Origin of the sequence: Gangjinia marincola (genome assembly GCF_039523415.1) — a bacterium.
GTDB lineage: Bacteria > Bacteroidota > Bacteroidia > Flavobacteriales > Flavobacteriaceae > Gangjinia > Gangjinia marincola.
This window is the reverse complement of record NZ_BAAAFG010000015.1, coordinates 390,414-402,644: the sequence shown is the minus strand read 5'-3', so window position 1 is coordinate 402,644 and position 12,231 is coordinate 390,414. Positions and strand designations below refer to the sequence as shown.

Here is a 12,231-nt window from a genome sequence, read left to right as displayed (position 1 = left end):
GCAATTATCTTGCTAAATTATTAACTTTGTTTCATTACAGTGACCTTTTAACGTTAAAATGACATGAAAAATATCAAATATCTTTTCGCCTATACCATACCTATTTCTGCTATACTAGGTATTTACTTTAAGGATATTTGGTCTTTTACAACTCCAGTATTCGCCTTTGTCTTAGTTCCAGTTATTGAATTACTGGCTTACCAAAACACAAAAAATTTAGATGCTGAAGAAAGAAACAAAAAAAGCAATCTTATTTGGTTTGACATTTTACTGTATCTCAACCTCCCTATTGTCATTAGCATTTTAGTGTATTCCATCTATACTTTTAATACCTATGCGCTTACCTCTATTGAAATTATAGGTTTAATTTTAACAACCGGAATCGTTCTTGGTTCTAGCGGAATCAATGTAGCACATGAACTTGGTCATCGTAGCACTGTAGCTGAAAAAATTATCGCTAAAATTCTACTCCTTCCCTCTTTTTATATGCATTTCTACGTTGAACACAATTTTGGTCATCACTTGAAAGCTGCTACTGCCGAAGATCCGGCAACTGCCCAGTATAATCAAAGTTTATATGAGTTTTGGGTAAGCTCTGTCATAGGGCAATATCTCAGTGCATGGCGTATTCAAAAAAAATTACTTGTAACTAATGGCACTGGTTTCATATCAATCAAAAATGATATGCTGTGGTATATACTAGCTCAGCTGGGTTATCTGGCTACGGTAGGTTTCTTTTTTGGAATCACTGGAGTGTTGTATGCGATTGCCGTAGGGGTAGTTGGCTTTTTATTATTAGAAACCATCAACTACATAGAGCATTACGGCTTACGAAGAAATAAAAAAGAAAGCGGTCGATATGAACGCGTTACCGAAGTTCACTCATGGAATTCCAATCACATTATTGGTCGTATCCTCTTGTATGAACTAACCCGCCACAGTGACCATCACTATAAATCAACTAAAAAATATCAATTATTGGATTACCATGATATAAGCCCACAGTTGCCTTATGGTTATCCTACTTCTATGGTTATTGCATTAATTCCTCCCCTTTGGTTCAAAATAATGAACAAAAGAGTTCCTCAACACATGAAGGAAAATTTGATAGAATATAAAGTTACTCTACAATGAGTTTGTACGTAGCAAATTCATCACTAGCGGCCAGATTCAAATAATAGGTTCCTTTACTCAACTTCTCTTTTATCGAAATACGGGAGTAATTTAAATATACATTTCTAAACGTTAAGAATCCTCTTTCATTGAATATCGAAACTTGGATGTTTCGTTTTGTTTCTCCAAAGTCTATTTGAAACGCCCCTTTTGTAGGATTAGGATAGAGGTTTACATTATGCTTAAAACTATTATCGACCTCTTGAACAGCTTTGTCCGTATCGATAAAAGACAATAAGCTTTTAGTCTCTTCATCACTAACCTCGACATTATCTTCAATATTCTCAATAACTGTTGGTGTTGACTTAGGATATACAGGAACTAACTCTTGAAGCTTTTTAGGATCCTTAATGGCTACATACTTCTTTGGCTCTTTCTTACCAGGTAGAATCTCATTTTTCTTCTTGGTAGGGTCTTCGTCCTCAATTATTATTTCACGTGTATTCCCATCTTTATCGGTTAATGTAATATTAGAGGCATTTTTTAAACGTTCTCTAAAAGAATTGTCAACTCCTCTGTAATAACTAAACTGTTGTTTTTCGTTTACCGTTTTCTTCTTAAACACCTTATTTTCGATTTCAAGCGCTTGCCCAAACCCAACACAGCATAAGAATAAAGCGATGATAAAACTCCCCGATTTTTTCATACAATATATTTACTATACAAAGCTAAAATTATCTAAACCCCTGTAAACAATAGGGTTTCTGAGGTTTTTAAAAGGTTATCAACAATTGTATCTAGCCGATATTTTTAAACCTCTCGACCCAATATTTACCACAATGTGTGCCGTTTTTAACGACGAAAAGCATTTTTACGCGAAGATTTAGGTCGTATCTTTGAAGTTAAAATCCAATTATGACCAAAAACGTTCGCGTAAGATTCGCGCCAAGTCCTACTGGACCTCTACATATAGGAGGTGTGAGAACCGCCCTTTTCAATTATTTATTTGCCAAAAAACACTATGGCACCTTTGTGCTTAGAATTGAAGACACTGATCAAAATCGTTATGTAAAGGGAGCTGAACAATACATCATCGATGCCTTAAAATGGTGTAATATTCCGTATGACGAGGGTCCTTTAAAAGAAAGAGTTTTTAGTCCTTATCGGCAGAGTGAGCGTAAAGAAATATATCGGCAATATGCAGATCAGTTGATCGCTACGAATAATGCCTATTACGCATTTGATACGGCAGCAGAGTTAGACCATCACCGTAAAGATCACGAAGCAAAAGGAAAGACCTTTATATATAACTGGCACAATCGCCTAAAGCTTAAAAATTCCTTGGCACTTTCTTCTCAAGAAGTCCAAAAACGCTTAGATGCAAGTGAGGATTATGTCATAAGGTTTAAGACTCCCCAGGATGAAACTTTGACCATGTTTGACGAGATTAGAGGCGAAATTTCTATTGATACCAATACCTTAGACGATAAAGTTCTTTTTAAAAGTGATGGCATGCCAACCTATCACTTGGCCAATATTGTTGATGATCATTTAATGGAAATCTCTCATGTGATTCGTGGTGAAGAATGGTTGCCCTCTATGCCGTTACATATGCTATTGTATCGTGCATTTGACTGGAAAGCACCTAAATTTGCGCACTTACCTTTAATACTAAAACCTGTAGGTAAAGGAAAGTTAAGCAAACGTGATGGAGACAAAATGGGCTTTCCTGTTTTTCCACTTGCGTGGAAGGATCCCGCTACCGATGAACTGTCTGCCGGATATAGAGAAAATGGTTACCAGCCTGAGGCGGTGGTCAATATGTTAGCGTTTTTAGGGTGGAATCCCGGTACAGCACAAGAAATCTTCTCCATCGAAGAGTTAGTACAAGCCTTTGATCTTGAACGCATCAACAAATCTGGAGCTAAATTTGATCCTGAAAAAACTAAATGGTTTCAACAACATTATTTTCAAGAAAGAGATAATGAATCCATTGCGACAGAATTTAAGGAGCTTCTCAAGGACTACGATGTTCACGCGGCAGATGAGCGAGTCTTAAAAGCTGTAGAAATGCTCAAAGAACGTGCGGTATTTACCAAAGACCTCTGGGATTTAGGTCACTTTTTATTTGTTGCTCCGGTTGTTTTTGATGAAAAAGCAGCTAAAAAAGCCTGGAAAGATGGAACTGCAACCCTAATGGGAGAACTTGCGCAGAAAATAGAGACAATCGAAACCTTCAATGTAGAAAATCTAACAAACCAAGTAAAAGAGTGGATTGGTCAAAAAGAAGTGGGCTTTGGTAAAGTGATGATGCCCTTTCGATTAGCATTAGTAGGTAGCTTACAAGGACCAGATGTTTTTGAAATCACAGCGTTTGTTGGGAAAAGAGAAACGATTGAGCGAATTCGCTTCGCAATAGATTCTTTATCTTAAAAGTCTCCAAAACCTTAAATTGTAACAATGTTACACTTATTGCGACATATAATTTACGACGATCACTAACTAAACTTTGACTATTATGGGCTACATCTTTTTTATTGTTCTATCCTTTTTTTCGCTTATCATTCTTATTTCAGCAATTTTTATTGTTCGTCAGCAAACCTCTGCCGTCATTGAACGTTTTGGAAAGTTTCATAGCATTCGATCCTCAGGGATTCAATTAAAAATTCCGTTGGTAGATCGCATTTCAGGGCGGGTAAATCTGCGTATTCAGCAATTGGATGTGATTGTAGAAACTAAGACCAAGGATGATGTCTTTGTACGTCTTAAAATTTCGGTTCAGTTTCAGGTACTGTCTCAAAAGGTTTACGAAGCTTTTTATGAACTCCAAAATCCGCAAGATCAAATTACCTCTTACGTCTTTGATGTAGTACGTGCCGAAGTACCTAAAATGAAATTAGACTACGTTTTTGAGCGTAAAGATGATATCGCCATCGCAGTTAAAGGAGAATTGAATGAAGCTATGGGGGACTATGGTTATGACATTATCAAAACTCTTGTGACCGATATTGATCCGGATCCGCAGGTAAAAGAAGCTATGAACAGAATTAATGCTTCTGAACGTGAAAAAGTAGCTGCTGAATATGAAGCTGAAGCTGAGCGTATCAAAATCGTAGCTAAAGCCCGTGCAGAAGCTGAAAGTAAGCGTTTACAAGGTCAAGGTATTGCAGATCAGCGTAGGGAGATTGCGCGTGGTTTAGAAGAGTCTGTAGAAGTCTTAAATAATGTTGGTATCAACTCTCAAGAAGCTTCTGCCCTTATCGTAGTAACGCAACATTACGATACCTTGCAGTCACTGGGTGAAGAAACCAACAGTAATTTAATTCTCCTCCCAAACTCTCCCCAAGCCGGTAGTGATATGCTTAATAATATGATTGCCTCTTTTGTCGCTTCAAACCGCATTGGTGAAGAGATGAAAAAGAAAAATGAAGATCAGGCGAAGTTGGGTGGGAAGAAATAAAATTTCAAAATTATCAGTCAATATAAAGATTCCCGCTTTCGCGGGAATCTTTTATTTCTTAACCCAAGAATCTCTTAAAGTAACCGTGCGATTGAAGACGATCAAATCCTCAGTACTATCTTGATCTACACAAAAGTATCCCTTACGTTGAAATTGTACACGCTCACCTGGTTTAGCCGCAGATAAGCTTGGTTCTGCGTAGGCAGTAATTACCTGTAACGATTCGGGATTTAAAAATTCAGTAAAATCCTTATCCTTGTCGCTATCTGGAGCCTCATGACTAAATAAACGATCGTATAAACGCACTTCCGTTTTCAGCGCGTGCCTAATGGAGACCCAGTGTAAAGTTCCCTTTACTTTACGCATGGAGGCTTCGGTACCACTCCCACTTTTACTTTCAGGGTCATAGGTACAGTGTATTTCGATAATATTCCCGTTATCGTCTCTTACTACTTCTTCACCCTTAATGATATAAGCGTTTTTTAAACGTACTTCTTTCCCTAAGGTTAATCGAAAGAATTTTCTGTTCGCTTCTTCTTTAAAGTCTTCGCGCTCAATGTATAGTTCTTTTGAAAATGGTACTTGGCGTGTTCCTGCTGCTTCGTCTTCCGGATTGTTTTCGGCTTCAAGCCACTCTTCCTCACCTTCCGGGTAGTTGGTGATGACTAACTTCACCGGATCCAATACTGCCATGACTCTGGGCGCTGTTTTATTCAAATCTTCCCTAATGTTAAATTCTAAGAGAGACACATCAATCACATTATCTCGTTTAGCCACCCCTACGGTATCAATAAACTTACGTATGCTCGCAGGCGTGTATCCTCTTCGGCGAAGACCACTAACCGTAGGCATTCTGGGATCATCCCAGCCACTAACTAAACCTTCTTCTACCAAACATAACAGTTTACGTTTACTCATGATAGTGTAACTCAGGTTTAAACGGGCAAATTCTCGCTGCTTAGGGCGTAACGTACCGGGCTCTACCACTTGATCTAAAAACCAGTCATAGAGGTCCCTGTGGGGCTTAAATTCAAGGGAACATAATGAATGTGATACGCGTTCTATATAATCGCTCTCTCCATGTGCCCAATCATACAGCGGGTAGATACACCAACTATTACCGGTGCGATGATGAGATTTATTAATCACGCGATACATCACCGGGTCGCGCATAAGCATATTTGGGCTAGACATATCAATTTTTGCTCGCAACACGTGAGTTCCTTCTTGATATTCCCCTCGCTTCATTCCTTCAAAAATAGCTAGGCTTTCAGTAATAGGTCGATCCCTAAATGGACTATTTGTACCAGATTGTGTAGGAGTTCCTTTTTGTTCTGCCATTGCTTCACTGGACTGTGAGTCGATATAGGCTTTATCGTTTTTAATAAGAAGAACCGCCCAATCATATAATTGCTGAAAGTAGTCTGAAGAATAGCATTCTTCTGCCCATGTATATCCTAACCAAGCAATATCACGTTTGATCGCATCTACATATTCCTGCTCTTCTTTTGCAGGATTGGTATCGTCAAAACGCAAATTAACCGGAGCACCATATTTTTCGCCTAATCCAAAACTGATGCATATGGCTTTACAATGACCAATATGCAGATAACCGTTGGGCTCTGGCGGAAATCGAAACTTTAGATCTTCACGTGTGTAGTCCTTTGACAGGTCCTCCTCTACGATTTGCTCTATAAAATTCAGCGGAATATATTCCTCATTCATAATGTCTCATTAAGTCTGGCAAAATTAGTGAAAAGCATTGAGGTGACCACTTGTAACAAAAAGCATTTGCTCAGTACTAATCTATAAAACAGTACACCTATGAAACCCTTACAGTATACCTGTCCAAAATGCCGACATCACCAATATACCATTGGAGAAATGCGTGCAACAGGAGGACGATTTTCCAAATTATTTAATATCCAGACCGAAAAGTTTAGTTCTGTTACGTGCAAACAGTGTAAATACACCGAATTTTACAAAGCTCCCTCTAGTGCACTAGGTAATTTCTTTGACTTTTTTACCAATTGATGTAAACCTGTTAGATTTATTACTTTTGTTTAAAATTATCATATGGGAAAGATTACCTTAGAAAACATTCGAGTATACACCAATCACGGATGCCTAACGGAAGAAGAAAAAATAGGTAGTGATTATCGGGTAGATCTAAGTGTCCAGGGAAATCTTTCTATCTCTGCTGAAAGTGATCAACTAAGCGATACCATAGATTATGTTCACCTTAATGCTATTGTAAAAGATGAAATGGCGGTGCGTTCTAAATTGTTAGAGCACGTCGCTCAACGGATTCTAGACCGTATATTTAAGGAATTAATCTTAGTTCAAAAAGCAACAATTACTGTTTCTAAAATTAATCCACCCTTAGGAGGCGACGTCGCGTCGGTAAGTGTAGAATTAACTAATTCGCGCAATTAGTTGATGGTTGCCGCAAAATCTTCTTATATTTGCGCAACCTTTTAAGGGTGTCGTGGCCGAGTGGCTAGGCAGTGGTCTGCAACACCATCTACAGCGGTTCGAATCCGCTCGACACCTCTCACTAGTACTAAACCTTCTCAAGAAATTGTAGAAGGTTTTATATTTTCTAATTTTTTTCTATCTCTTGTCGTGACTTACCTTGTTTGATTGTTGGGATTTTATCCTTTTCTTCTTGTTGCCGGATTTGATCAATTCCTTTTTTAAGGTCTAATTTTTCAGCAGGAATAAAGCCTTTTACGATAAGTACCAATCCACAAATGATTAGAATTAGACCCATGAGTTTTTTAAGCTTAAATATTCTTCGTGGTGTTAATTTTCTCTTGAGTTGTTTGGCTAATAAAATTTTTAAAATGTCTGTTACAAAGTAAGAAGCTAACATAGTTCCAAAAAACAGCCCCATTCTACCTTGATCATTATCTAGTGAAGGTCCTACAATTATAATCACACCCATCCAAAAGACAAGAACTCCTATATTGATAAAATTGAGTAAAAAACCTTTTAAAAATAGACCTGCGTATTTGCTTTTGGTAATACTTACTCTACCCGGATCCAAGGCTTTACGCGTAGGTTTTTGCATATATACTACGATCCCGTAGATGGTAAGAATCATTCCACCAAAGACGTACAAACCAGGCTGATTACTTAAATTCTCAAGGAGCTGAAAACTACTAAGATAAGCAACTAAGATAAAGAATACATCTGCTAATAGAACACCTAGATCTAAGAAAATAGCCGCTCTAAATCCTTTTATAGCTGCAGTTTCAAGCAGTACGAAAAAAACGGGACCTATGAGAAAAGCTAAAGCAAATCCTAAGGGAATCGCAGTAGTGATATCTTGGAGCATTAAAACAAAGTGGTTTTACACAAAGCTATGAAAAGTTAAGCAGAATATGAGATTGTTACTTTTCTACTTCTGCTCTACTTCCTAATAAGGTGAAATCTAACGTTCTTCGGATTAGATCAGTATCTTTTACTTTTACGTATACTTCATCTCCCAGTTGATAGACTTTTTTTGTTTTTCTACCCACGGCAGCGAAATTTTCGGCATCATACTCATAATGATCATCTTCAATATCTCTCAACCTAATCATTCCTTCACATTTATTAGCGATAATTTCAACGTAGATTCCCCATTCTGTAACTCCAGAAATTACGCCTAAAAACTCCTCATTCATATGATCCTGCATGAACCTAATTTGCATAAACTTTATGCTATCACGTTCTGCTCTGGTCGCCAAATATTCCATCTCGCTTGAATGGGCACACATAGCTTCATATTTATCTTCGTCGGCAGATTTACCACCATCCAAATAGTGCTGCAATAAACGATGTGCCATCACATCTGGATAACGTCTAATAGGCGACGTAAAATGCGAGTAATAATCAAAGGCTAATCCATAATGACCTATATTTTCGGTTCCATAATACGCTTTACTCATCGTACGAATGGTCAAAGTATCTACCATATTCTGCTCCTTGGTTCCTTGAACATCAACTAGGAGCTTATTTAAGGAAGAAGCAATTGAGTTGCGATCTTTAAAATTTAATTTATGTCCAAATTGTCCTACAATGTTTTGCAACGCGGCAAGTTTTTCTTCATTAGGTTCGTCGTGACAACGATAAACAAAGGTTTTCTTAGGCTGTTTTTTTCCAACAAATTCTGACACCTTTTTATTAGCCAACAGCATAAATTCCTCGATGAGCTTATTGGCATCTTTTGAGGTTTTAAAGTATACTCCGGTAGGATCATTATTCTCATCAAGTTGAAATTTCACTTCGACTTTATCAAATGAAATAGCTCCATTGCGCATACGTTTTGCCCGCATGGTCTTTGCTAGCTGATCCATAATGATAATGGCTTCAGCTATCTTCTTATCTGGAGCGTATTCTTTTCCTGTGAGAGAAATTTCTTTTGGGATTTTAATCTCCTGATCAGTCTGATGTTCAATAATATGCTGAGCTTCTTCATAGGCAAAACGTGCATCACTGTAGGTTACGGTTCTACCGTACCATTCTTTTTTTAAATTGGCTTTTTTATCCAATTCAAAGATGGCAGAAAAGGTATATTTTTCTTCATGAGGCCTTAGTGAACAGGCATTATTTGAAAGTACCTCTGGTAACATGGGTACCACGCGATCAACCAAATAAACCGAAGTAGCTCTTTCTAAGGCTTCATCATCCAGAATAGTTCCTGGTTTCACGTAGTGAGAGACATCTGCAATGTGAACGCCTATTTCATAATTGCCATTTTCTAAGATTTTGAAACTTAGCGCATCATCAAAATCTTTGGCATCCTTAGGATCGATGGTAAAAGTTAGTGTATCCCGTAAATCTCTTCGCTTCTTAATTTCTTCAGGAGTGATTGAAGTATCAATTTGATTGGCAAATTCTTCAACTTCTGCAGGAAATTCATGCGGAAGACCATTTTGGGCCAGTATAGCGTGAATTTCGGTATTATGTTCACCCGGTACTCCGAGGACATCGGTAATTTTTCCGACAGGAGAATCTGCTTTATCCGGCCATTCTAAGAACTCTGCTACCACCATCATACCGTCTTCTGCATCCTTGGTTTGGCTTTTCGGAATAAAAATATCGGTATACATTTTTGAATCTTGTATTTCTACAAATCCAAACTTTTCTTGTAATCGAAGTACGCCAACAAAAGATGTTTTTTTGCGTTCAATTATTTTGGTGATTTCGCCTTCAGGATTTTTTCTTCTTCGTTGTTTATACATGTAGACTAACACTGTATCGCCATTAAAAGCTTTATTAAGCGCATTTTGCGGTATATAAATATCTTTCTCAAGCTCTTCAACCACAACATATCCGCCATTTTTAGAAGACATATCTAAGACTCCCTGATAATAATTTTGATTACCAGAAAGTTTAAACTTACCGTGATCTACCTCTTCAATCTGTTTTTTAGCTGCTAATTGTGCTAAACGTTTGATAATTTGATTGCGACTACTGGCATCATCTACTCCTAATTTGGCAGCTATCTGTTTATAATTAAGAGGTTTAGAGTGATCTTGACGAAGGATATCTAAAATTGCCTTAGAAATGTTAGGAATTTTAGTTGAACTGCGCTTTCTATTTTTGCTTTTGCGTTTTGCCATATAATGCTAAATGTACTAACTATTATTAGGATGAGCCTTTGGTATATCTTAAGAATAATAGAAAAAAGTAAAATAAGGACTCAATTGATGAAATAGTAATCTTTTTTAAACGTTTTAGAAACAACATTTGTTAAATAAACACTAATTTTGATCCAGTGTTACCTGTAAGAGAATGTCTAACCTAAATCTTACATCTATGAAAACCTATAAAAATCACGTATACCTTATCGTTTTCCTTTCCATTTTATTGGTGGGTATTTCATTGGTAGTTCTATACATCAATCGTTTTTTAAGTACCTCTTCAGAACAATTACTGCTTAGTCTTTAATTTTCTCTAAAAACCTGAATTTACTAGTACGAATAGCGTATTTTAGTAGAAACCTTTTTTGTGGATACTTACATTACCATAGCGCATTATACGTTTACGCATGAGTATGCCGTATTAAAACTAATCTTGCAGCAAGAGCATATTCGGTTCTTTTTTCAAAATGAAACGATGATCGGGGTGCTTCCTTTTTCTTCTAATGCCCTTGGCGGTATAGCCCTTAAAGTACATCCAGCAGATATTTTACAAGCTAAAGAAATTCTGGATAACTTCAACTTTAATACAAACCTTACTGTGGTATAACCTTATAAGGTTATCAACACATAATACTATATTATCTTTTTCTTCTTTTTAAAAAAATAAAAAATGATGATAATGATGTAGTGTGAATAGCGGTATAATTATTTCTCTTTTTGTTTTGTATTTAAATTATGAGCAGATAGTAACAGGTTGTAAACAGCCAGATTAAATCTAAACGGTTAAGTGTGAAGCATCTTCTAAAAATTTATTCAGGTTTGTTTAAGAATTTGTTAACAGCATTTTACTCATAGTTTATACGATAGTTAAGTGTTTAGAAACTCCTTTAATTGCTGGATAAATTCAGTTTAAATAATGATAGATAAGAATTGATTTTAAGAAAACATTCACATCTAGAAAATTAATTGACATATCAAAATAAAGTAATGATAATTGATTCTTATTTTATTGACATCGTCTTACTCATAATGCATCCTTGATCCTTAACGCATTAAAGATTTCTATTAACAGTGCAATAAAATTGAATTACACTCGCGGTTTAGTTAATTTTGTTGATCTAAATAAATATTATGAAAATAGCTATTGGTAATGATCATGCAGGTACATCTTATAAACACGCCATTGTAGATTACCTTAAGTCAAATGGATTTAGCGTCATTAATCATGGAACAGATAAAGAAAACAGCGTAGACTATCCAGACTTTATTCATCCTGTCGCTAAAGATGTAGAAAACAAGGAGGTGGATTTTGGCATCATAATCTGTGGGAGTGGTAATGGTGCATCAATGACTGCCAATAAGCACCAGGGAGTAAGGTCTGCATTATGCTGGACAAAAGAAATTGTAGCCCTAGCCCGAGAACATAACGATGCCAATATCTTAAGTATACCCGCGCGTTTTACCTCTCAACCGCAAGCAGTAGAAATGGTTAAGACGTTTTTGAACACCACTTTTGAAGGTGGTAGACATCAACGCAGAGTAGAAAAGATTGCCTGCCAATAATGAACCTTCATACATATTCGTTTCAAGATTTATCTACACAACAGGTATATGACATTCTACAATTACGGGCAGAAGTATTTGTTGTAGAACAAGACTGTGTGTATCAAGATGTGGACGACAAAGATCAAAAGGCACTACACGTTTTAGGGTATGATAGCCAAGAAAAATTGATTGCGTATACACGTTGCTTCGCCCCGGGTGAGTATTTTGAACAAGCAAGTATAGGTAGAGTGGTGGTAAGAAAAGATCAGCGTAGTGAGGGGTACGGCTATGATCTAATGAAGTACTCGATAGCCCAGATACAATCAAACTTTTATACAACTACAATTAAAATATCTGCTCAAACCTATCTTCATCAATTTTATACTTCACTAGGTTTTATTCCTATCGGAAAAGAATATCTAGAAGACGGTATTCCTCACATCGCGATGATTTATTCCGATAATTCGTAACAAAAAGTGA

General features: G+C 36.8%; 13 protein-coding genes and 1 tRNA gene. 10 read left to right on the top strand and 4 right to left on the bottom strand.

Annotated features, from left to right (window positions below; genetic code table 11):
* Positions 1 to 63 precede the first annotated feature (63 nt).
* Positions 64 to 1,134, top strand: coding sequence for an alkane 1-monooxygenase (locus ABD000_RS09635; RefSeq protein ID WP_343766581.1), 1,071 nt, complete (start codon positions 64 to 66; stop codon positions 1,132 to 1,134).
* On the opposite strand, the gene ABD000_RS09630 is transcribed toward ABD000_RS09635, so the two are convergent.
* The gene (locus ABD000_RS09630) at positions 1,121 to 1,819 is read right to left on the bottom strand and encodes a T9SS type A sorting domain-containing protein (RefSeq protein ID WP_343766577.1); all 699 of its coding nucleotides are present in this window, start codon (positions 1,817 to 1,819) and stop codon (positions 1,121 to 1,123) included. The genes ABD000_RS09635 and ABD000_RS09630 overlap by 14 nt on opposite strands.
* A gap of 209 nt (positions 1,820 to 2,028) precedes the next feature.
* On the opposite strand from ABD000_RS09630, the gene gltX reads away from it, so the two are divergent.
* Both gltX and ABD000_RS09620 read left to right on the top strand, forming a co-directional pair.
* The gene (gene gltX, locus ABD000_RS09625) at positions 2,029 to 3,546 is read left to right on the top strand and encodes a glutamate--tRNA ligase (protein WP_343766574.1); all 1,518 of its coding nucleotides are present in this window, start codon (positions 2,029 to 2,031) and stop codon (positions 3,544 to 3,546) included.
* 85 nt (positions 3,547 to 3,631) lie between these two features.
* A complete protein-coding gene (locus ABD000_RS09620) occupies positions 3,632 to 4,573 on the top strand; it encodes an SPFH domain-containing protein (protein WP_343766569.1) in 942 nt (313 codons plus the stop codon).
* A gap of 51 nt (positions 4,574 to 4,624) precedes the next feature.
* Here the strand turns inward: ABD000_RS09620 and ABD000_RS09615 are convergent, their stop codons facing one another.
* Entirely contained in the window at positions 4,625 to 6,298 is a 1,674-nt protein-coding gene (locus ABD000_RS09615) for a glutamine--tRNA ligase/YqeY domain fusion protein (protein ID WP_343766566.1), read from the bottom strand.
* Between the two features lie 99 nt (positions 6,299 to 6,397).
* Here ABD000_RS09615 and ABD000_RS09610 point away from each other — a divergent pair, with 99 nt between their 5' ends.
* The 3 genes from ABD000_RS09610 (at position 6,398) to ABD000_RS09600 (ending at position 7,126) form a co-directional block, all read left to right on the top strand.
* Positions 6,398 to 6,607: a zinc ribbon domain-containing protein gene (locus tag ABD000_RS09610; RefSeq protein ID WP_343766564.1), complete on the top strand. Its 210-nt coding sequence runs from the start codon at positions 6,398 to 6,400 to the stop codon at positions 6,605 to 6,607.
* Positions 6,608 to 6,649: 42 nt separating this feature from the next.
* Positions 6,650 to 7,009, top strand: a complete 360-nt coding sequence (gene folB / locus ABD000_RS09605) for a dihydroneopterin aldolase (protein ID WP_343766562.1) — start codon at positions 6,650 to 6,652, stop codon at positions 7,007 to 7,009.
* A 46-nt stretch (positions 7,010 to 7,055) separates the two neighbouring features.
* Positions 7,056 to 7,126, top strand: a tRNA-Cys gene (locus ABD000_RS09600).
* 49 nt (positions 7,127 to 7,175) lie between these two features.
* On the opposite strand, the gene ABD000_RS09595 is transcribed toward ABD000_RS09600, so the two are convergent.
* Both ABD000_RS09595 and rnr read right to left on the bottom strand, forming a co-directional pair.
* Positions 7,176 to 7,913 (bottom strand): LysE family translocator, encoded by a 738-nt coding sequence (locus tag ABD000_RS09595; RefSeq protein ID WP_343766559.1) that lies wholly within the window; start codon positions 7,911 to 7,913, stop codon positions 7,176 to 7,178.
* Between the two features lie 55 nt (positions 7,914 to 7,968).
* Complete coding sequence (gene rnr / locus ABD000_RS09590; RefSeq protein WP_343766556.1) at positions 7,969 to 10,185, bottom strand: ribonuclease R; 2,217 nt, start codon at positions 10,183 to 10,185, stop codon at positions 7,969 to 7,971.
* Positions 10,186 to 10,381: 196 nt separating this feature from the next.
* On the opposite strand from rnr, the gene ABD000_RS09585 reads away from it, so the two are divergent.
* The 4 genes from ABD000_RS09585 to ABD000_RS09570 all read left to right on the top strand — a co-directional run bounded on the left by ABD000_RS09585 (position 10,382) and on the right by ABD000_RS09570 (position 12,221).
* Entirely contained in the window at positions 10,382 to 10,513 is a 132-nt protein-coding gene (locus tag ABD000_RS09585) for a hypothetical protein (protein ID WP_343766553.1), read from the top strand.
* A 60-nt stretch (positions 10,514 to 10,573) separates the two neighbouring features.
* Positions 10,574 to 10,813: a DUF2007 domain-containing protein gene (locus ABD000_RS09580; RefSeq protein ID WP_343766550.1), complete on the top strand. Its 240-nt coding sequence runs from the start codon at positions 10,574 to 10,576 to the stop codon at positions 10,811 to 10,813.
* 524 nt (positions 10,814 to 11,337) lie between these two features.
* Complete coding sequence (rpiB, locus tag ABD000_RS09575) at positions 11,338 to 11,769, top strand: ribose 5-phosphate isomerase B (RefSeq protein WP_343766546.1); 432 nt, start codon at positions 11,338 to 11,340, stop codon at positions 11,767 to 11,769.
* Complete coding sequence (locus ABD000_RS09570) at positions 11,769 to 12,221, top strand: GNAT family N-acetyltransferase (RefSeq protein ID WP_343766543.1); 453 nt, start codon at positions 11,769 to 11,771, stop codon at positions 12,219 to 12,221. Before rpiB ends, ABD000_RS09570 begins: the two co-directional genes overlap by 1 nt.
* Positions 12,222 to 12,231 lie beyond the last annotated feature (10 nt).

Coding starts and splice junctions, on each gene's coding strand:
- ABD000_RS09635 (WP_343766581.1), top strand. CDS start 64: ATGAAAAATATCAAATATCTTTTCGCCTATACCATACCTATTTCTGCT.
- ABD000_RS09630 (WP_343766577.1), bottom strand. CDS start 1,819: ATGAAAAAATCGGGGAGTTTTATCATCGCTTTATTCTTATGCTGTGTT.
- gltX (WP_343766574.1), top strand. CDS start 2,029: ATGACCAAAAACGTTCGCGTAAGATTCGCGCCAAGTCCTACTGGACCT.
- ABD000_RS09620 (WP_343766569.1), top strand. CDS start 3,632: ATGGGCTACATCTTTTTTATTGTTCTATCCTTTTTTTCGCTTATCATT.
- ABD000_RS09615 (WP_343766566.1), bottom strand. CDS start 6,298: ATGAATGAGGAATATATTCCGCTGAATTTTATAGAGCAAATCGTAGAG.
- ABD000_RS09610 (WP_343766564.1), top strand. CDS start 6,398: ATGAAACCCTTACAGTATACCTGTCCAAAATGCCGACATCACCAATAT.
- folB (WP_343766562.1), top strand. CDS start 6,650: ATGGGAAAGATTACCTTAGAAAACATTCGAGTATACACCAATCACGGA.
- ABD000_RS09595 (WP_343766559.1), bottom strand. CDS start 7,913: ATGCTCCAAGATATCACTACTGCGATTCCCTTAGGATTTGCTTTAGCT.
- rnr (WP_343766556.1), bottom strand. CDS start 10,185: ATGGCAAAACGCAAAAGCAAAAATAGAAAGCGCAGTTCAACTAAAATT.
- ABD000_RS09585 (WP_343766553.1), top strand. CDS start 10,382: ATGAAAACCTATAAAAATCACGTATACCTTATCGTTTTCCTTTCCATT.
- rpiB (WP_343766546.1), top strand. CDS start 11,338: ATGAAAATAGCTATTGGTAATGATCATGCAGGTACATCTTATAAACAC.
- ABD000_RS09570 (WP_343766543.1), top strand. CDS start 11,769: ATGAACCTTCATACATATTCGTTTCAAGATTTATCTACACAACAGGTA.